The sequence below is a fragment of the Rhizobium sp. YTUHZ044 genome, from assembly GCF_051123975.1.
Classification (GTDB): domain Bacteria; phylum Pseudomonadota; class Alphaproteobacteria; order Rhizobiales; family Rhizobiaceae; genus Rhizobium.
In genome coordinates, this window is record NZ_CP101431.1 from 163,431 (window position 1) to 182,629 (window position 19,199).

Genomic DNA, 19,199 nt, shown 5'->3' on the forward strand with positions numbered 1-19,199 from the left:
GATGAGATGGTCAAGGGTGAAAAACGTCGTCACTTGACTGCTCCAGCGGCGATGCCGCGCGTCAGCGTGCGCTGGAAGATCAAGAAGAAGATCACGGTCGGTATTATACCCAGGAAAGCCGCCGAGGCCTGCAGCACCGGGTCCGACATGTTCTGACCGCGGGTGAGGCCCATGGCGACCGAGACCGTCTGGTTGTTATTCGATACCAACATGACGAGCGGGATCAAGAATTCGTTCCAAGTCCAAATGAAAAAGAAGGTTCCCAGGACCATGAGCGTCGGCCTCAGCATCGGGACGACGACAAACCACAGCGTTTTCCAATGGGTCGAGCCATCCATCTCTGCCGCTTCGAGGATTTCCTTGGGAAAGGTACTCAGCACGGTCGAGAGCAGGTAAGTCCCGAAAGCGCTTTGCAGGACCGCGAAAATGATGATCACGGAAAGCTGCGTATCATAGAGGCCGCTCGCTTTCGCCATGTAGTAAAGCGGGTAAATGATGGACTCCTGCGGCACCATAATGCCGAGAAGAAAGACCACCAAAATCACGCGCGAACCCGGCACCTTGCCGACCCCTATCGCATAGGCGTTGAACAGGCTTATCAGTACCCCCAACACCGATACAGCCAGACTGATCACCACGCTATTGAGCAGCTTGCGGCCGAAATCAGACACCGTCCAGAATTTCTCGATCGCCGTGAGATCGATCGACCGAGGAATCGAAAGCGGTCCGCCGACCGCGTATTCGGCGCTCGCCTTGACGGCGTTGAGCAGAGCAAGGAAAAAGGGAAAGAGCGTAAAGGCGAGGAGCAGAATAAGGATGGCCAGCACCACCCACCGCATGGGATCGCGTCGGGCGCGATCGGCAGGTGCGGTCGCTTTTGCCTTGGTGGTACCGTCGCTGAGAACTGAGTAAGCCATGATCTACTCCTTCGCCTCCTGCTGGGACTGGAAACGTAGGAAAATCACGGCCAAAGCGATCGTCAGGGTCGTCTGCACGACCGCGATGGCTGCGGCATAGCCGACGCGTTGTGTTGTGAAGAAGTGGTAGTAAGTCAGATAGGAGGGCACGAGGGTGGAATTGTCGGGGCCGCCGGCGGTGATGACAAAAATTGGCGCAAAGACTTTAAGCGCTGCGATCAGTGTGGTCAGCACAACGACGAAAATCTCCGGCGCCAGGAGCGGAATGGTGATCGTCACCAGCCGGCTCCACCAGTTTGCGCCATCGAGCTCGGCAGCCTCGTAGAGGGAAGGGTCGATGCGCGAAAGACCGGCCATGAAAACCACCAGACAGTAGCCGACCTGTATCCAGACAATGACGAGCGAGACGGCAGCAAGCGCGTATGTCGCATCGCCGATCCAGTTCTGGGCGAGGTTATCAAGGCCGATGGCCTTCAGCGTGATGTTGATGACACCGACGGGATTGAGAATCCAGCCCCAGAGCACGCCCGCGACCGTTACGGGCAGAATCTGCGGTAAGTAAAAACCGGCCCTGAAGAAGCTCGAAACCCATTCCCCGAATTGGTCCCTGACGTAGTCGAACAGCAGAGCGGCGAGCACCAGGCCGATACACACGGGTATCACGGTCATCGAGACGATGAACAGTAGCGTGTGATACATCGATCCCCAGAATTGATCGTCCGTAAGCAGGCGATGATAGTTCTGCAGGCCGACCGGTCGCGGCGTGCCAACGCCCTTCCATGCCGTGAAGCTCAGCCCGATATTGGCGAGCTGCGGTATGAGCACGATCAGAATGAAGCCGATCACCCCCGGGATGAGGTAGAGGCTATAGCTTCGTGAACCGTCGCTCAATCGCTGGCTGGATATAGCCATATCATTCTTCCTTCAGCCTACCACAATGGGCTGCGCCGGAGGCGCAGCCCAGCGTTCAAGGTCGCGCTACTGGTTCTCCTGCGCGTCGTCGTAGACCTGCTTGATCTCTTCGACGAACTGCTCCGCAGTCAGACTGCCCTGGAAAAGGCCGGTGTCTTTCTGATTGAGCACGTCGTAGTAGCCGGGGACCGGCCAGTCAGGATAGAAACCGAGGCCGTTTTTGTCAGAGATCTGCTTGAAAACCGCTGCGGCGTTCTTACCGATGGGATTGGTGATGGCGGAAAGATCAGCGGCGATCGGGACGCCGCCGGCATTGCCGAGTTCAGCTTGGTACTTCGGCGACAAGGTCAGGCTGATCCACTCGGCGGCGAGATCGGGATTCTTGCTACTTTTGGGAACGACCCAGAGATTGCCTGTCGAGCCGACCGAATATTTCGGTGTCGGAATGACGAACTGACCCCACTTGAAGTCCTTGATGGTCGAGGCAAAGGTGCCGAGATTCCACGTGCCCGAGACGTACATCGGTGCTTTGCCCGAGGTAAAGAGCAGAGCTGCATCCGGGTCCTTCATGCCCGTGGAGTCCTTGCTGATGTAGCCCTTGCTGACCCAGTCGACCAAGGTCTGGGCCGCATAGAGGTAGGGCGCGCCGTCGAGAGGCGCCTTCAAACCCTGATAATTCTGGATCCAGGCGTCATCGGCCTTGGTGTAGGCGAGAGAGGCAAGCAAGTGCTGGCCACTGGTGTCGATGGCGCCGAGCGCGAGGGGCGTGAGACCTTTCTGCTTGAAGGCTTCCAAGTCAGCGACCCACTCTTCAAGCGTGGTCGGCGGATTGAGGCCTGCCTTTTCGAACATGTCAATATTGTAGAAGCACGAAACATATTCGCCGAAGACAGAAACGCCCCAAACAGGGCCAGAGCCATAGATTCCCTTTTCGTCATAACGGCTGAGGACAAAATCGCCTTCGTTAAGGATCTTGTCCCAGCCCTCCTTCTTCACGTAGGCATCCAGATTGGTCAGCAATCCCTGGCTTGCAACCAGGCCAGCGGTCGCATTGCCCTTATTGTACTCAAGCACGTCGGGGGCCTGATCGGAATTGAGGATCATGCCGCCCGAGGCCTGCAACTGCTGAAATGTCTTTTGCTCAAAGCTGACGTTGATGTCCGGATGTTTCGCCTTGAACTCCTCGAGCGCCTTCTTCCAGACAATGCCCTGAGCCGTGGTCGGCTCCTCGAACCACCAGATCTTGAAGGTCTTCTGTTCGGCATGGCCGATCGATGTCATCAGCATCGCCGTGCCGAGCGCTAGCGCAAGTGTCGCAATTCTTTTCATGCCTTCCTCCCAAAAAAGCGGCTGCGCCGCGAAAAGACGAGTTAGTCAGTCATGGCGCCCCGCCCCGGCCTCCCAGCCCGGCGGCGCTCCATTTTAGTCGGTTGATCAGGGATCAACAATGAAATCTCCGCCCCGGCACTTCTTCAGATAGTTGAGCCCGTGAACCTGGCCAGTCATTTCGAGCTCGTCGCGATAGACCGGGTCGTGCCAGCCTTCGATGTCGATCGAGCCGGACCAGCCGGCGAGGCGCAACTCGGAGATGATGTCGGTCCAGTTGCTGTCGCCGAAGCCCGGCGTGCGCATGAAGACGAATTTCTCCTTGCCGAAGATGCCGTGTTCCTTGATGACCTCCCAGCGGATGGTCGCGTCCTTGCCGTGGACGTGGAAAAACTTGTGCGCCCATTTGCGGATCTGCGGCATGGGGTCGATCAGATAGACCATCTGATGGCAGGGTTCCCATTCCAGCCCGATATGATCATCCGGCGTTTCGTTGAAGATCAGCTCCCAGGCATCCGGATTGTGGGCGATATTCCAGTCGCCGCTCGCCCAGTTGCCGTCCATGGCGCAATTCTCGAAAGCGATCTTGACGCCCTTGTCGGCCGCCCGTTTGGCCAGCTCGCTCCAGATTTGTCTATAGCGCGGCAGGCTGTCGGTCAGTGGCTTGCCGCGGACGCGGCCGGTGAAGCCGGCAACGCAGGTGGCGCCGAAATGATGGGCATTGTCGATGCAATCCCTCCAGCCCTGCAGCGTCTCGAGATCGATTGCGCTCTCTTCCAGCGGATTGCCGAACATGCCGAGCGTCGAGATGGTGATGTCGCGGTCGCCGATCGCATCAAGGCAGCGCTTGCCGAGCTCGGCGAGGTTCTGCCCCTTGGTCGTCTGCCAGAAGAAAGGTTCGAAGCTTTCGAAGCCGAGGTCGGCAATCTGACCGATGCGCTGGGCGGCATCGCCCTTGTTGCCGCTGACCATGGTGCCGATGCGAATGGATTTTGCAGGGTTGCTCACGTCACGTCATCCTGTGCTGAATTTCGATGCGCCGGCCGGTCCTGGCGCTTTCGATCGCGCCGAAGACCATGGCAAGGCTCCTGATGTTGTCGGAATTGACGGTCTCGGGCTGCTTGCCGGTGCGGATCGCCGCGATGAAATCGGCGATGACGCTGGCGTGGCCGTGGGTTTCCTCGTGGTGTTCCGGACCGGGAACGTTTACGGAAGCAAAGCCGTGCAGAAGACCGGGCTCTTCACCGGCGACGGCGGCCTTGAAGCTCTCCTCACCGTCCCAGGTCAGCATTCCCTTCGAACCGACGAGACGCCACTGGCTTTCCCAGCTGGTGCGCTCGCCTTCGGCGCACCAGGAGCCGCGATAGGTGAAGACGATGTCGTCGGAAAATTCGAAGATTGCGTTTGCCGACGCGCCGTGCCGGTACCAGGAACCCTTCGGGTTGCGCTCGACGCAATAGACGGCGAGCGGCTTCCTGTCCGCGACGTAGCGGGCAGCATCGAAGGTGTGGATCGCCATATCGAGAAGCAGCACATTGTCCATCTCCTCGCGAAAGCCGCCGAAATGCGGCGCGAGGAAGAAATCGCAGTGAATGGCGGTGAGTTCGCCGATCGCACCACTGTCGACGAAACGGCGCAGGCGCCTGACCCCCGAAATGAAGCGACGGTTCTGGATGACGGCGTGGATGCGGCCGGTCTCTGCAGCGAGATCGATCAGCGCCGCGCCTTCGGCCAGCGAGGCCGCCATCGGCTTTTCGCTGAGCACATGGCAGCCGGCCTTGAGCGCGGTCGAAACGACATCATACCGGGCGGGCGGAATGACGATGTCGAAGACGAGATCGGCTTTCGTGGCGGCAATCATCTCCGACAGGTCAGAGCCGATGACGGCGTCTTCCAGACCGAACTCGGTGGCGAGCTTTTCCGCCGTCTCCCGGTTCAGGTCGACGAGGCCGACGATGGCGATGGAGTCGGCGAGTTGAGGGTAGGACGCGATGGCGCGCAACCAACCTTTGGACATAGCTCCGCACCCGCACAGAATGGCACTGAATTTCACGATTTCCTCCGAGGGAATGGCGCCAACTCTCCTCGTGACACGCATCCCGTAAACGTTTACGACTGTAGGCGAAAACATTTTACGCTGTCAATAGAGGCAAAATGCGAAAATGCGGACCGGAGGAAAAGCGTCAGCCATGAAAGGGATTCGCCAGCTTGCCGAGCACCTGGATATCTCGATCGGCACGGTCTCCCGTGCGCTGAACGGCAAGCCTGACGTCAACGAGGAAACCCGCCGGCGCGTGCTGGCGGCGGCCGAGGAGCTCGGCTATGTCGCCAATCAGTCGGGGCGAAGCCTCCGGCAAGGAGAGACAAAGGTCATCGGCCTGATGATCGAAGCGAGCCGGGAAGCAGTGGAAAATGCCGATAACTTCTTCCTCGGCGTCACAAGCGGCCTGCAGCATGTTTTTGCCCGGCACAAGCTCGACCTCCTGATGCTCCCCTGCCCTGCCGACGAGGATCCGTGCGAATATCTGAAGCGCATGGTGGCGCGGCGCGTCGTCGATGCGATGATCATCTCCAACACGCAGCGCATCGATCAGCGCATCAATCTTCTGTCGCGAGCAAAGATTCCCTTCGCCGCCGTCGGCCGCAGCCTTTCGGCCGGCAATTTTCCCTGGATCGACCTCGATTTCGAAGGCGTTGCCGAAGGTGCTGTCGAAAGGCTGGTCGCGCGCGGCCATCGCCGGATCGCGATCACGGCGCCCTCAAGCGAAGTCAACCTCGGCTACGTCTTTGTCGAGAGCTATCGCCGCACGCTCGAACGGCACGGCATTCCCTTTGACCCGTCGCTCGTCATTCGCGTCCAGTCGAGCGAACAAGGCGGGTATCAGGCAGCGCACGAACTGCTGCAACTTGAAGATCGGTCGACCGCAGTCATCCTGATTTATGAGCTGATGGCGATCGGCCTTTACCGACGCCTGGGGGAATCGGGCGTCTTGCCTGGCCGCGATCTCGCGGTGATCGGCTTCCGCGACGCCCCCCGTGCCCGCTTCCTGCAACCCTCGCTCAGTTGCTTCCGCATGTCGCTCTACGATCTCGGTATTGCGCTCGGCCAGATGCTGCTCGCCAACATGCCGGCCTATCGCGAATTCTATCCGGATGGCGGCGGCAACATCATTTGGCCGCTGGAACTGGTACCGGGGCAAAGCGATGCCTTTGAGGTCGAGAACCAGGCCTGAGCGCTGCGGCGGCCGTTCCCCTCACGTGATCGAACCGTAGGGAAGGGGCATGCCGGCATCTCGTCGCGAAGGTCATATTCGGCCCTTGATAATCGCGGCCTGGCAAGGCAGGAGAGTGACATCACGGAGATTAGATGCAGATGACGAGATTGGCGGATTCGAAAGGCCTGGAGATTTCGCATGAGGGGCATCGCACCCGTCTGAAATGGCACCGGCTGCGCAAGCGGTTTGCCGATCCCCTGTTCTCCGCCGAGGTGATGGCGGAGGGTTTTGCGGCAGGCGCCTCGATGGAACTCGATCTGCGCGTGCGCGCCGACGGCGGCTTCGTCGTGCTGCACGACAGGGAGCTTGAAGGTGAGACGACGGGCCGTGGACCAATCGCTGCAAAGAACGCTGCCGACCTCCGCGATACCAGGATGAAGGACGGCACCCGGCCGCTGATCCTCAGCGAGGATCTCGCCGATATGATGCGGGCAACGCATCCGGCCGCATTGCTGCAATTCGATATGAAGGACAATTACGAAGCTGTCGGCACCCGCGGCATCGAGCATCTTGCCAGGCATTTCCGCAATATCGCCGCCTCGGTGATTGTCAGCGGCGGCAGTCTCGACCTCATCGTGGCAGTCAAGGAAAAGCTACCGCATCTGCTGCGCGGCATCGATCCGACCGACAAGCTCTACGACATCAGGAAGGCCGGCGGCTGGAAAGCTGTCGAAACAGAATTGCGCGCCGATCTAAACGGCCCGACCGAGCCGGACACGGTCTATCTCCACTGGCCGCTGATCCTCAACGCCGCTAAAGAGGGGCTGGATATGATCGCGCTCTGCCAGGACCACGGCAAGCGCGTCGATGCCTGGACCTTCACGCTGAAGCAGCCGGAGGCTGGCTTCAGCGAAGAGGAGTGGCTGAATTTTTTGGCACTGATGGCACTCAAGCCGGATCAGATCACCACCGACGAAGCGCCGGCGACCGAGCGCGCCTGGCGCCGCCGCATTAACGGGTAACGGGTGCCAGTCCTTCGATGTCGAGGATGAAGGCGAATTCGTCGGCAAGCCCCGGCGAATAGGCGATGACCGGTCCGCCTTGCGCAAGCGATTTATCGACCGACGGCATGGCCACGATCGCGCCGGCCTCTTCGGCGATCAGCGCCCCTGCGAGCATGTCCCAGGCGTTGAGGTGGCGTTCGTAATAGAGGTCTGCCGCGCCTTCGGCGACGCGAAGGAGGTCGAGGGCGGCAGCGCCCATGCGGCGATAGTCCATTCCGCGCTCATGAAGTCGCTTGGACAGCGCGAGATACTCATCGAAGCTCGTCTTGCGCGAATGACCGAGAATGACGAGCGCATTGGCCGGATCGGCAGTCGTCGCCGCATGGATCGCCAGTCCATCCTTGAAGGCGCCGCCGCCGCGTACCGCGTGAAATACTTTGTCCTCGGCAGCGTCGTAGACGACGCCGATCTCGACCTTGTCGCCGACGACAAAGGCGATCGAAACGCCCCAGTGGCGGAAGCCCCTGATATAGTTGGTCGTGCCGTCGATCGGATCGACGACCCAGGTGCCGGCCCCTTCCGATTGCCCGCCGCTCTCCTCTCCCATGAAGGTATCGTCGGGAAAGCGCGAGATGAGCCCGTGGCGGATCGCCTGCTCGGCCCTCCTGTCGGCGATGGTGACGAAGTCCTGCAATCCCTTGCTTTGGACGGCAAGAGTGCCGGGATCCGACTCGCGCCGAAACCCGGCCGTCTCCCGTCCGACCTCGAGCGCAACGGTAATCGCGGCCTCCGCCCGTGCGCGGATGGCAGCGGCGTCGAATGCGGCGTTCATCAGGCAGTCCTTCGTTTTATCAATGTCACCGGTGTGAATTCGACACGCGCCGTCAGCTCCGGTTCGGCCATCCGGCTTATCAACAGGTCGACGGTCTGTTCTGCCTGGAGGTCACAGGGTTGGCGGATGGTCGTCAGGTCGTAGGCGGCCCAAGCGGCCTGGGGAATGTCGTCATGGCCGATAATGGGGATCGGCGGCGCCTCGTCGCGGCCCCTGCCTTGCATGATGCGATCGATCACGCCGCAGGCCATGTAGTCATTGGCGCAGAACAGCCCATCGATGCCGGATGCGGCCAGGTCGGGCGCCGCATCATAACCGCTCCGGTAGTCATTGATTCTGACCTGCAGGAACTGCGCCTCGACGCCAAGCTGCTTGCAGTCGGCGATGAAGGTCTCGCTGCGACGTCGCGCGGTATAGGATTTGGCCGGGGCAGCCATCACGGCGGGCTTTCGCACGCCGCTGTCGATCAGGTGGCTGGCTGCCAGATGCCCGGCCATGCGGTCGTCAGAAATGATACGGTCGACCAAGGGAATGTCGTCGCCCTTGTTGATCAGTACGATTGGCACGCCTTCGGCCGCACATTGTTCGCAGATTTCGGTCGGCGGTGCGTCGGATGTGACAATGACGCCTGACACGGCGTAATGCAGCAATTGGCCGATGACCGTCGAGGTATCCGCCTCCTGTGAGGTCGGCAACAGGATCGGGCGGAAGTTACGGGCGAGCAGCGCCCGAGACAGATGCTCGATCTGCAGCGTGCGGAACGGGTTGTCGAAACCGGCGGCAACGAGACCGACGAGATCGGAGCGCTTGTTGGTGAGGCTTCGGGCAAGATAGTTCACTCGATAGCCGAGTTGCTTGGCGGCCTGATAGACCTTCTCGCGCGTTTTCGGCGAGACGCTGGCATCCGGCGTGAAGGCGCGCGACACGGCAGCGCGCGAGACGCCGGCCGCCCGCGCCACGTCGAAGGAGGTTGCCTTGCGCGGCCCCTTGTCCTTGTCAGCCAAGTGCTTTCTCCTTAATCGGAGGCGGCCGCATCAGATCGGGCAGATCGGTGCAGATGCCGAGAACCGGCAGTTTCATGAGGTCATCGAGAATGGTCCGCCGCTCCTCGTGCCAGAGCACGATCTCGCGGCCAGCCTCGAAGGCGCGGGCCATCAGCGCCTCGGTCACCAGATCCTGCGGGCGCTCCCCTGCCCTCTCCCAGCAGAGATGCAGAATATCCGCGCGGGCCTCCTCACCGAGAGCATGCGGATCGTGGCCGACACGGATCAGCACCGAGAGCGGAAAATCGCAGGCCGCGTCCCTGAGTTCGCGCACCTGCGCGGTATCGAAGGAACCAAGGCAGGCAAAGCGCTGGTTCATTTCGACAAGGTGCCGCCAGCATCGGATGCCCGTCCCCGGCGCCTTGAGTTCGACATAGAGGCCAGTCCCGGTCTCTCGGGCGAGAGCGGCGACCTCCGAAAAGGTCGGCACGTCGACGCCGTCAAGGCCGGCGAGCTCAGCCGCCGTCATTTCCGATATACGTCTGTCGATGCCATAGACCCGCTGCAGATGGTCGTCATGCGAGACGACCACCACGCCGTCAACGGTCAGCTGCGTGTCGAGCTCCCACATCTCCGCGCCGAGTTCGGCCGCGCGGCGGAAAGCGGCGAGGGTGTTTTCGCGTTCGTGGCCGCTGGCGCCGCGATGGCCGATGCAGAAGGGAAGCCGGCCCTTGGCCGTCGGCCAGCCGTAACGTTGGAAGAAGGCTGAAAAATCGCGGGTCATCAGAGCCTCGTTCCGTTCTCGTCGAAGACGAACACGCCGCGGCTGTCGATGCCCCAGGCGACATCGTCGCCGACGTGAACATCGTTGCGCGCCGGCTGGATCGAGCGCAGCAGCGGCCCGCCGGCAACACGCACGTCGTAAAGGTTTTCTCGGCCTTGTGTTTCGGCGAAGGTGATCTTGCCGGACACGGTGACGTCGCCCGCAGGCGTAAAATGCTCCGGCCGGACGCCGAGCATCAGCTTGGCGCCTTCGGCGGCGCCGATGGCTCTCGGCAACGGGACCCGGATCTCACTTTCCGGGATTGCGAAGGCGCCCTTGTCCATGACGCCGCGCAGGAAGGTGATCGGCGGATTACCGAGGAAGCCAGCAACGAAAGCGGTCTTTGGATCGTTGTACATCTCGGCCGGTGTGGCGATCTGGACGATCTCGCCCTCCTTCATGATGGCGATGCGGTCGCACATGCTCATCGCCTCCACCTGGTCATGGGTGACGAGGATGGCGGTGATGCCGGTCTCTCGCTGCAGGCGGCGGATCTCCGAGCGCATTTCGAGGCGCAGCTTGGCGTCGAGATTGGCGAGCGGCTCGTCGAGCAGCAGCACGTCGGGTTTGCGGATCAGCGCGCGGGCCAGCGCCACGCGCTGCTGCTGGCCGCCGGAAAGCTCGGCCGGCCGCCGGTCCATCAGCTTGCCGATCTGCACGAGGGTCGCGATGCGATCGACCTCTTTGCGGATCTCGGCGGCAGGCATGCCCTTGACCTTCAGGGGGAATCCGATGTTTTCGGCAACCGTCATGTGCGGGTAGAGCGCATAGGACTGGAAGACGACACCGACATTGCGGGCCTGGCTCGGGAGATCCGTGACATCCCGCTCGCCGAAGAGGATGCGCCCGCCGGTCGGCCTGTGAATGCCGCAGACCGCAAAAAGCGTCGTTGACTTGCCGCAGCCGGACGGTCCGAGCAAGGCCAGCATCTCGCCGCCGGCGACTTCGAGCCGCATGTTCTCGATGACCTTGGTGGAGCCGAAGCTCTTCGAGAAATTGTCGAGGAGGATGCGCATCAACCTTTGCTCCCGCCGCCGTAGATGTTCATGAGGTATTTGTTGAAGAGCGCGTAAACGATCAACACCGGAATCAGGTAGAAGAGGCCGACCGCCTTGAACATGTTGAAGTCATAATTGTTATCGTCGGCGAGGAAGCCAGCGAGATAGACCGACAGCACCTGCACCTGATTGCCCGGCGCCAACACCTGCGGCAGGATGAACTCGCCCCAGCCGGAGAGGAAGGAGAACAGGCCGAGGGCCATGATGCCGGGCTTGACCTGCGGCAGCACCAGGCTGCGCCAGACCCTGAAACGCGAAGCGCCATCAACGACGCCGGCCATTTCGATTTCCCAGGGCACGGTATCGTAGAAGCCCTTCATCAGCCAGATGCCGAGCGGCAGGTCGATCGCCGCCTTCACCAGGATGACGCCGATCAGCGAGTTATAGAGGCCGATCATCTGCAGCACGATGAAGATGGCGATGATCAGCGTTACCGACGGGAAGGCGTGCAGCACCATGACGCCGGCAAGGAAGAAGCCGCGTGCCGGCACGTTCAGCCGAGACAGCACATAACCGGCCATCGAGGAGACGAGCAGCACCAGACTGGTGGTGCAGGCCGAAAACAGCAGCGTATTCAGGGTCACGTGCCAGATGTTCGCCTTGCCCGCCGTTGTCTGCCACAGGAAACGCCAATGGTTGAGCGTCAAGCCGGAGGGCAACAAGGCGTCCGGCGGCTTCACCGTGACGGTGTCGAGGAAGAGATAGACATACATCAAGAGCAGCGGCAGGCTGACGATGGTCAGCGCCGTCAGGACAGGCCAGCCGCGATAATTTGCTGAGGGCTGCGAGCGTTCGGCCATGGTCAATCCTCGATCAAGGGCTTGGCGACAAGCGTGCCATAGTTGAAGACGCGCAGATAAAGCAGCGACAGCACCACGCCGATGACGACGAGCACCAGCGCCATGGCGGCACCCAGTCCGTATTCGAGATTGCCGGCATAGTTTCTGAGTGCGGTGTGATAGGCGGAGAGCGCCCAGACCTCGGTCGCGTTGCCCGGCCCGCCATTGGTGGCGAGCAGGATTTCATTGAAGGAGGCGAGCAGCGACAGCGTCTGATAGCAGGTGACGAAGAGGATCGGCCAGCGCATCTGGGGCAGGATGATGTAGCGGATCTGCTGCCAGCGTGAGGCGCCGTCGACCTCGCTCGCATAGAACTGGCTCTTCGGGATGGCCTTCATCGCCGACGAGAACACCAGCATGCCCATCGAGGCGCCGATGAAGCCGTTGATCAGCACGACGAAGAACCAGGCATTATAGGCGGTATCGAGCAGATAGTTCTTCGGGGGGTAGCCGAACTTGCCCATCAGGATGGAGATGAAGCCGCTGTCCCAGGCGAGCCACTTCCACAGCATGACGTAGATGACGACGGGCGTGATGCGCGGCAGGAGCCAGATGCCGCGAAAGATCGAGGCCGGCGTCGGAGGCATGTAATGCGTCCAGATGGCAAGCAGCAGCGCATAACCGACGTTGAAGAGCATCAATACTAGCGCGACATAGAGAACGGTATTGAAAAGCACACGCGCCATGTCGGGCGAGCTGGCCATGCGTGAGAAATTGTCGGTCGTCCAGGTCCAGCCGGTATAGGTGGTCTTGGCGACGGTTTCCTTCTGCTCCGGCGTCAGCTTGAAACCCAGACCGTCCAGCGACGAAAACAGCTGTTCCTTGCTGTCGAAGCGCGTGTTGAGGACGGAGCGGTTGAACTGTTCGGAGATATGTTTGACCTCACGCGTCGAAGGGCGTTCGGCAAGATCCTTGATCATGCGTTCGACCTCGCGCCGCGTCGCAAAGATCTCGCCGGCGTGTTTGGCGCGCAACTCCGCCGCGATCGCAGGCGCAAGGCCGAGGCCCTCCACGGCCTTGAGGCCGGCTTCGTCGATCGTGTAGCGCGGCTCGGCCATCTCGGCCGCGATCTCCGGCATCGCCGATTTCAGCGTGATCAGCGAATTAGGTGCGATCTGATAGACGCCCCCTGAAATGCCAGTCGCCGTGGTCATGTTGGTCATGGAGAAGACTGCCGTCAGAACGACCGGCATCAGGAAAAACAGCACGATCATGACGGCCGCAGGCGCGATCATCACCAGTCCGAGCGTTCTGGACGTTTTCATGGAAGCCTCCTCGAAGGGATCGATCGGGCGGCGGGGTTGCCGCCGTCCGGAGGGATGCTTCGATCTCAGCGGATGACGATCTTGTCACCGAGCGTGCTTTTCAGCTCGCTTTCGGCATCGCCGATGGCGGCGTCGACGGTCTTGGCGCCGGTCCAGGAAGCTTCGAGGTTCTTCCACATGATGTTCCAATAGGTGCCGAAATCGGAATTGTTCGGCATCGCATTGGCATGCGGCAGCAGGCGTTCGGTGGCTTCGCGGGTCCAGCGGTCAGCCGAGTAAAAATCCACTTCAGACTCCGCCTCAGAAATGCCGAGATGGGCTGACTTGACCGCATGCAACGCATTGATGCGCGGCTCCGAGGCGATCGCGATCAGCTTGGCGGCGATATCGGTGTCCTCCTTGTCGTGGCCTGCGGTCAGGAGGTAGACGAGCGGATGCGTCAGCGTGTTGGCCTTGCCCCCTTCGCCGGCCGGGATCAGCGTGAAGATCACGTTGCCGAAGAAATCCTTGAGGCCTTCCTGATTGACGAGTCGGGCATAGTGCCAGGTGCCGCCGTCCCAGATGCCGGCCTTGCCGGTGGCGACTTCCTTCCACCACTGGTCGCCCGGCATGCCGATGTGGTTCTTCTTGGTGACGCCTGATTTAACAGCGTCGGCGAAGAACTGGTAAGTGCGTGCCATCGCAGCCTTGTCGAAAACAAGCTTGCCGCCTTCTTCCATCGTGCCGCCGAAGCTGGTGTAGAACTGCCAGTAATCCGGACCGTTGCTGGTGCGCGGATAAAAGCCGTAGCCGGGCTGGACGAGGCCCTTGTCCTGCATCTTCTTGGCGTCTTCGAGCAGGTTCTTCATCGTATACTTACCGTCCTGCACGTTCTGCGGCAGGGCGTCGAGATCGGCGTCACTGTAGCCGATCGCCTTCATATACGGTTTCCAGAAGAACATCGGCCGGGATTCGGCATCCTGCGGGATGCCGTAGACGGTGCCGTTGTAGGAGGCGATCTTCAGAAGATTTTCGTAGATGCCGTTGAGCGGCCAGGAGTCGAGGTCGACATAATCTTCGATCGGGACGATCAGGCCGGATTGCGACCAGGGCGCGATGTCCTCATGGCCGCTTACGACGATGTTCGGGGCGGTCTTGGCTTCTGCGGCAAGGGTCAGCGCCTGTTTGAAGTCTTCCCAGGCGCTATAGGGCTTTTTCTCGACGGTGATTTTCAGGTCTTCGCCCTTGAGGGCGGCTTCGCGCTGCAGCTGCTGCGCCGCGATCTCGATGGCATCGAGACGATAGACGTCGTTCGGGCCGGTGCCCCCGGCCCAGACGCTGATGGTAACATCCTTGGCGAATGCAAATACGGAGGTCGAGGCCAGGATGGCAGCCGCGATCGTAAGGGATTTCAACGTCGGCAAAATGGTCATCTTCTTCATCTCCCCAGAAGAGCAGTGTGAAGCCTCTTGACGGGTCATCACTGGTGTTGACGACCGCTTCGAGAGCCCGCGAAACGTGACAAGTCCCGCTCTATGGGCTTGATGTAACGGTCGAATGACAAAATTGAGCACGTGTGCAAAAATTATTATGACGATGTGCGCGGGACTTGCAAGCGGCAGTGTTCGACGGGCATCTTTTATGCTTCAAATTGCGGCTTTCCTGGTCTAGCATCGCCTCATGAGCCTTGAATCCGTCCGCGCCTTCCTCCGTGCTCACGCACCCGATATCGACATCATCGAAACCGCCGAGAGTTCCTCGACGGTTGCCCTTGCCGCCGAAGCCCATGGCGTCGAGCCCGCCCAGATCGCCAAAACGATCTGTCTGCGCGTCGGCGAACAGATGATGCTGGTGGTCGCCGGCGGTACGGCGCGGCTCGACAATCGCAAGTTCAAGGACACTTTCGGGGCCAAGGGGCGCATGCTCGATGCCGAAGAGGTGGTGGCGGTCACCAGCCACCCGGTCGGTGGTGTCTGCCCGTTCGGCCTGCCCGCGCCGCTGCCGATCTATTGCGATATTTCGCTGAAACGTTTCGATGAAGTGGTACCGGCGGCCGGCTCGACCAATTCGGCCGTGCGCATCGCTACGGGACGGCTGGCCGAGCTCACCGGCGCCAGTTGGGTCGATGTTTGTCAGTAAAACACTCGCAAAACTTCAAACAGAAGAAAGACGACCTATATTCTATCCCGACATGCCGTGATTGTGCATGACAGGAGACCAGGAATGCCGAGTGCCGTTTCGCGTTTTGCCAAGATGGCGGCCATTGCCGTACTGACGAGCGCTACCGTTTTTGCCACGATCAGCGATGCCGATGCGCGACGCGCCTTCGGCGGGTTCGGAAGCCGTGGCACCCGCACTTTCAGCGCGCCTCCGGTTACCCGTACGGCGCCTGCCCCGGCTGCCCCCATCGAACGATCGATGACGCCGCGCCCGCAAACGACGGCACCCTATAGCACGCAGCAGCCCGGCTACGCCCAGCAGCGCCCGGGTTTCTTCAACGGCTTCGGCCGTTCGATGATCGGCGGGCTGATCGCCGGCGGTCTCCTCGGCATGCTGCTCGGCCAGGGTTTCGGCGGCGGCTTCGGCTTCCTCGGCATGCTGCTGCAGATCGCTTTGATCGGCGGCGCCGTCATGCTTGCCATGCGTTATTTCGCCAACCGCCGCCAGCCTTCTTACGGCGCCAGCGGTCAGAGCCGGTCCTACGGCCAGTCCGTTAAAATGTCGCCCACGAACTCTTCGTCGTTCCAGATCCCGGCGATCGGCTCGGGCGCCGGTTACGGCGGACTGCCGCGCGGCAATCGCCTAAGCGACGAGATCGGGCTGGTCCAGGCTGATCTCGACCAGTTCGAGGAGTTGCTGACGAGCGTGCAGACCGCTTACGGCGCCGAAGATTACGGCGCGTTGCGCCGGCTGACGACGCCCGAGGCCATGTCCTACCTTGCCGAGGAACTGGGAGAAAACGCCACCAACGGCGTGCGCAACCGTGTCTCCGACGTCAAGCTGCTGCAGGGCGATATTGCCGAGGCCTGGCGCGAGAACGGCCAGGAATATGCGACGCTCGCTATGCGTTATTCCTCGATCGATGCGATGGTCGAACGCGAGAGCGGTCGCGTCGTTTCCGGCGACGACCGCCGTCCGAGCGAAAGCACCGAGATCTGGACCTTCGTGCGCAGGCCGGGCGCGGACTGGAAACTCGCCGCGATCCAGGGCACCGGGCAGCGCGCCGCTTAAAGAAGGCTCTTATTCACGCCGCCCAGGCTGTCAATCAGCTTGGGCGGCATCTTCAATTCACCGCGACCGGCTTGGAGCGCATGCGGGAGACCGTCTCGCGCTCCGCCCGTTTGCAGCGCATCGGCGGCAGGCCGCGATCCATCAGGTCCATGTCCTCGAGCACCATGTCGCCCATCTTCTTGAAGGCGCTGTCGAGCGCTCCGGCCCGGTGCGCCGAGCGGATGAAGCCCTTCAGGCTGCGTACCGGATGATCAGGCGGCAGCGGCTCTTCAGGGTAGACGTCGCTTGCCGCGACGATATGGCCTGACGAAACAGCCGCCATCAATGCGTCGAAATCGACAACGTCGGCGCGGCTGAGCAGGATGAAGGCCGCTCCCCTGCGCATGCTGGAAAAGGCCTCGGTACCGAGAAATCCCCTGTTTTCGCTGGTGACGGCTGCGACGACAAAGACGAAATCGCTCTTCGTCAGGACATCCTCCAGGCTTGCGGGCTCGACGCCGTTTTCTTCGAGGATCGAGCGGGGCAGCCAGGGATCGAAGACCCGGATGCGCGCCCTGAAACCGGACAGCAAGCGGCGCAGCGCCCTGCCGAGATCGCCGAAGCCGACAATGCCGATCTCGGAACCGGCGATCAGCCGCGCGCTCGCATTGCCCTCCCCGCCCCAGAGCTCGCTGCCCTGGCGAAAGGCCACGTCGGCATCGACGATGCCGCGCGCCAGGGCCAGCGCAAAGCCGAGACCGATTTCGGCCACCGGCTCGGCGAAAACCTGGCCCGTCGTCACGACATGGATGCCGCGCTCGAACAGCACGTCATAGGGCATGTTGTTGAGAAGATTGCTCTCGACGTTGAGGATCGAGCGTAGAGCCGGCATTCTGGCGAGCGTTTCCGCCGAGAGCGGCGGCTGACCGATCACATAGCGCGCTCTGCCGAGAATTTCGTCGCCAAGCCCGGCGATGTTCTTCGGATCGGCTTCGACAACTTCGTATTTCGCCTGCAGTTCGGCGCGTGCCTTATCGCTGAAGATCAGATCGAGCGTGCGCGGCTCGGGCGCGCTGATCGCCAGCGGTCGTTCGGCATTTGTCATCGGCATCTCCTCCGTCGCGGCGGCTTGCGTTGCCGGCTGGAGAATTGATAACCTCCGACTGCGGTCGTTTCCAGTTGGCTGACGAGAAATTGCAGAGCGAACCGCGCACCGGTGCTGATCATGAGTGGCCGAAGCAATGGAAAGCGGCATTTGCCTATCAGATAAGCAATTGAATTCTCTGGCTATTCGTGGCTTTTTTGTTGACGGTACGAACTGCCTGAATTAGCTTGAGGCATCCCGGCAGGAAGTCGAAGAATTGCAAAGGAAACGAACCATGAAGTCAGTACTTAAGAGCGGCCTGCTTGCCTTGGCTGCCGCAGCGCTACCGGCTGTCGCTTCCGCCCATCCTGCCGTCGGCGACGCTGCCGGCTTCAGCCATGGCTTTGCTCATCCGATCTCCGGCTTCGATCATGTCCTTGCCATGGTGATGGTCGGTGTGGTTGCTTTCCAGCTCGGCGGTCGCGCCATCTGGCTCTTGCCGTTGACCTTCGTCCTGATGATGGCATTTGGCGGTGCTCTCGGCGTTGCCGGCGTTGATCTTCCCTTCGTTGAGACAGGCATTGCGCTTTCCGTCGTCGTTCTGGGGGGCATGATTGCAATCAATGTCAGGGCGCCGCTGGCTACGGCGCTCGGCATGGCGGGTCTCTTCGCCATCTTTCATGGCCATGCGCACGGCGCCGAAATGCCGGACGACGCTGCCGGCGCCGCCTATGCTGCCGGCTTCATGATGGCAACCGGACTGCTGCATGGCGCCGGCCTCGCGCTTGGCTGCGTGATCGGCCGCGCCGGCGAACGCCAGGGCGTTTTCGTCACGCGGGCGGCCGGCGGCCTTGCCGCCATCTCGGGACTGGGCATCCTGGCCGGTCTGATCTGATCTGTTCGCATTTCGGCAAGAAGCCGATACGCAGCTGACGCACCTCGCTCGGACAATTACGCTCGGCATGCGCGATGCAATGCCGGACATAGTTTTCGCATTATTGCGCTGACGAACCGCGGAGTTGCGCCGCGTAATCCGCTGCGGTCAATCCCACGCGTGAATTGACAATATCCAAATTGACGCAGGCACCTCTTGCTGATTGTCGGCGGGAGGTAAAGCTCTGTATAGTGATTTCAGAAATTTCTGAAATCACAGACTCAACGGAAATTGACATGAACCTTCCGCCTCTCGTTCAGTCCTTTGTTCTCCATTTCGGGGAAATGGGATCGCGCTGGGGGATCAATCGCACAGTCGGTCAGATCTACGCCCTGCTATTCGTCTCTCCCGCCTCGCTCTGCGCCGAGGAGATCGCCGATTCCCTCAGCATCTCGCGCTCCAATGTGTCGATGAGCCTGCGCGAGCTGCAGGCCTGGAATCTCGTCCTTCTCAAACACAAGCCGGATGATCGCCGCGATTTCTTCACCACACCCGATGATGTCTGGCAGATATTGAGGACGCTTGCCGAGGAGCGGAAGAAACGGGAGGTCGACCCGACGCTGTCGGTTTTGCGCGAAATCCTGATGCAGCGCCCGGCAAGCGAAACCGAGCGCTATGCGCAGGAACGCATGGGCGAGATGCATACGCTGATCGAACAGCTGACGCATTGGTATGAAGACGTAAAACAACTTGAAACGGAAAGGCTCGCGACGTTACTCTCGCTGGGCGCGAAAGTGACAAAGCTTCTGGAGGCCAAGGACCGAGTCATCTCGCTCGGCCGCAGCCGCCGGCCGAATCCTGCAAACAAGAGTTAGCGG

At 61.1% G+C, this 19,199-nt stretch carries 19 protein-coding genes; 6 read left to right on the top strand and 13 right to left on the bottom strand.

All coding sequences use genetic code 11. The annotated features are described in order from the left end of the window. Nucleotides 1–29 precede the first annotated feature (29 nt). The 5 genes from NL154_RS31535 to NL154_RS31555 form a co-directional block, all read right to left on the bottom strand. Nucleotides 30–917 (bottom strand): carbohydrate ABC transporter permease, encoded by an 888-nt coding sequence (locus tag NL154_RS31535; protein WP_210633594.1) that lies wholly within the window; start codon nucleotides 915–917, stop codon nucleotides 30–32. A 3-nt stretch (nucleotides 918–920) separates the two neighbouring features. Further along, a complete protein-coding gene (locus tag NL154_RS31540) occupies nucleotides 921–1,829 on the bottom strand; it encodes a carbohydrate ABC transporter permease (RefSeq protein WP_434734658.1) in 909 nt (302 codons plus the stop codon). Between the two features lie 66 nt (nucleotides 1,830–1,895). Further along, on the bottom strand, nucleotides 1,896–3,158 hold the full coding sequence (locus NL154_RS31545; RefSeq protein WP_221164668.1) for an ABC transporter substrate-binding protein: 1,263 nt from the start codon (nucleotides 3,156–3,158) through the stop codon (nucleotides 1,896–1,898). Between the two features lie 105 nt (nucleotides 3,159–3,263). Beyond that, nucleotides 3,264–4,163 (bottom strand): sugar phosphate isomerase/epimerase family protein, encoded by a 900-nt coding sequence (locus tag NL154_RS31550; protein WP_210633598.1) that lies wholly within the window; start codon nucleotides 4,161–4,163, stop codon nucleotides 3,264–3,266. Nucleotide 4,164: 1 nt separating this feature from the next. Next, the gene (locus NL154_RS31555) at nucleotides 4,165–5,208 is read right to left on the bottom strand and encodes a Gfo/Idh/MocA family protein (protein ID WP_434734659.1); all 1,044 of its coding nucleotides are present in this window, start codon (nucleotides 5,206–5,208) and stop codon (nucleotides 4,165–4,167) included. A 136-nt stretch (nucleotides 5,209–5,344) separates the two neighbouring features. Between NL154_RS31555 and NL154_RS31560 the strand changes: the two genes are divergently transcribed. Together NL154_RS31560 and NL154_RS31565 are read left to right on the top strand one after the other, a co-directional pair. Beyond that, nucleotides 5,345–6,388, top strand: a complete 1,044-nt coding sequence (locus NL154_RS31560) for a substrate-binding domain-containing protein (protein ID WP_221156001.1) — start codon at nucleotides 5,345–5,347, stop codon at nucleotides 6,386–6,388. Nucleotides 6,389–6,522: 134 nt separating this feature from the next. Further along, the gene (locus tag NL154_RS31565) at nucleotides 6,523–7,392 is read left to right on the top strand and encodes a glycerophosphodiester phosphodiesterase (RefSeq protein ID WP_221164665.1); all 870 of its coding nucleotides are present in this window, start codon (nucleotides 6,523–6,525) and stop codon (nucleotides 7,390–7,392) included. Here NL154_RS31565 and NL154_RS31570 read toward each other — a convergent pair. The 7 genes from NL154_RS31570 to NL154_RS31600 form a co-directional block, all read right to left on the bottom strand. Further along, nucleotides 7,382–8,206 (bottom strand): inositol monophosphatase family protein, encoded by an 825-nt coding sequence (locus NL154_RS31570; RefSeq protein ID WP_221156003.1) that lies wholly within the window; start codon nucleotides 8,204–8,206, stop codon nucleotides 7,382–7,384. The two genes, NL154_RS31565 and NL154_RS31570, sit on opposite strands and share 11 nt — an antisense overlap. Further along, nucleotides 8,206–9,210, bottom strand: a complete 1,005-nt coding sequence (locus NL154_RS31575; RefSeq protein ID WP_221147523.1) for a LacI family DNA-binding transcriptional regulator — start codon at nucleotides 9,208–9,210, stop codon at nucleotides 8,206–8,208. Before NL154_RS31575 ends, NL154_RS31570 begins: the two co-directional genes overlap by 1 nt. Continuing rightward, on the bottom strand, nucleotides 9,203–9,973 hold the full coding sequence (locus tag NL154_RS31580) for a glycerophosphodiester phosphodiesterase (RefSeq protein WP_210633609.1): 771 nt from the start codon (nucleotides 9,971–9,973) through the stop codon (nucleotides 9,203–9,205). Before NL154_RS31580 ends, NL154_RS31575 begins: the two co-directional genes overlap by 8 nt. After that, on the bottom strand, nucleotides 9,973–11,028 hold the full coding sequence (locus tag NL154_RS31585) for an ABC transporter ATP-binding protein (RefSeq protein ID WP_221147524.1): 1,056 nt from the start codon (nucleotides 11,026–11,028) through the stop codon (nucleotides 9,973–9,975). Before NL154_RS31585 ends, NL154_RS31580 begins: the two co-directional genes overlap by 1 nt. Further along, nucleotides 11,028–11,870: a carbohydrate ABC transporter permease gene (locus NL154_RS31590; RefSeq protein ID WP_210633613.1), complete on the bottom strand. Its 843-nt coding sequence runs from the start codon at nucleotides 11,868–11,870 to the stop codon at nucleotides 11,028–11,030. The genes NL154_RS31585 and NL154_RS31590 overlap by 1 nt, the downstream gene beginning before the upstream one ends. A gap of 2 nt (nucleotides 11,871–11,872) precedes the next feature. After that, nucleotides 11,873–13,174 carry a carbohydrate ABC transporter permease gene (locus NL154_RS31595; RefSeq protein WP_210633614.1) on the bottom strand — a complete coding sequence of 434 codons (1,302 nt, stop codon included), beginning with the start codon at nucleotides 13,172–13,174 and terminating at the stop codon, nucleotides 11,873–11,875. A gap of 65 nt (nucleotides 13,175–13,239) precedes the next feature. Further along, nucleotides 13,240–14,586 (bottom strand): extracellular solute-binding protein, encoded by a 1,347-nt coding sequence (locus tag NL154_RS31600; RefSeq protein ID WP_434734660.1) that lies wholly within the window; start codon nucleotides 14,584–14,586, stop codon nucleotides 13,240–13,242. Nucleotides 14,587–14,833: 247 nt separating this feature from the next. On the opposite strand from NL154_RS31600, the gene NL154_RS31605 reads away from it, so the two are divergent. Together NL154_RS31605 and NL154_RS31610 are read left to right on the top strand one after the other, a co-directional pair. Further along, nucleotides 14,834–15,292, top strand: a complete 459-nt coding sequence (locus NL154_RS31605; RefSeq protein WP_210633617.1) for a YbaK/EbsC family protein — start codon at nucleotides 14,834–14,836, stop codon at nucleotides 15,290–15,292. Between the two features lie 84 nt (nucleotides 15,293–15,376). Continuing rightward, nucleotides 15,377–16,384 carry a Tim44 domain-containing protein gene (locus NL154_RS31610; RefSeq protein WP_434734661.1) on the top strand — a complete coding sequence of 336 codons (1,008 nt, stop codon included), beginning with the start codon at nucleotides 15,377–15,379 and terminating at the stop codon, nucleotides 16,382–16,384. A gap of 52 nt (nucleotides 16,385–16,436) precedes the next feature. On the opposite strand, the gene NL154_RS31615 is transcribed toward NL154_RS31610, so the two are convergent. Further along, the gene (locus NL154_RS31615; protein WP_210633620.1) at nucleotides 16,437–17,468 is read right to left on the bottom strand and encodes a hydroxyacid dehydrogenase; all 1,032 of its coding nucleotides are present in this window, start codon (nucleotides 17,466–17,468) and stop codon (nucleotides 16,437–16,439) included. Nucleotides 17,469–17,742: 274 nt separating this feature from the next. On the opposite strand from NL154_RS31615, the gene NL154_RS31620 reads away from it, so the two are divergent. Together NL154_RS31620 and NL154_RS31625 are read left to right on the top strand one after the other, a co-directional pair. Further along, nucleotides 17,743–18,342, top strand: a complete 600-nt coding sequence (locus NL154_RS31620) for a HupE/UreJ family protein (protein WP_434734662.1) — start codon at nucleotides 17,743–17,745, stop codon at nucleotides 18,340–18,342. Nucleotides 18,343–18,617: 275 nt separating this feature from the next. After that, entirely contained in the window at nucleotides 18,618–19,196 is a 579-nt protein-coding gene (locus NL154_RS31625) for a GbsR/MarR family transcriptional regulator (RefSeq protein WP_210633624.1), read from the top strand. Nucleotides 19,197–19,199 lie beyond the last annotated feature (3 nt).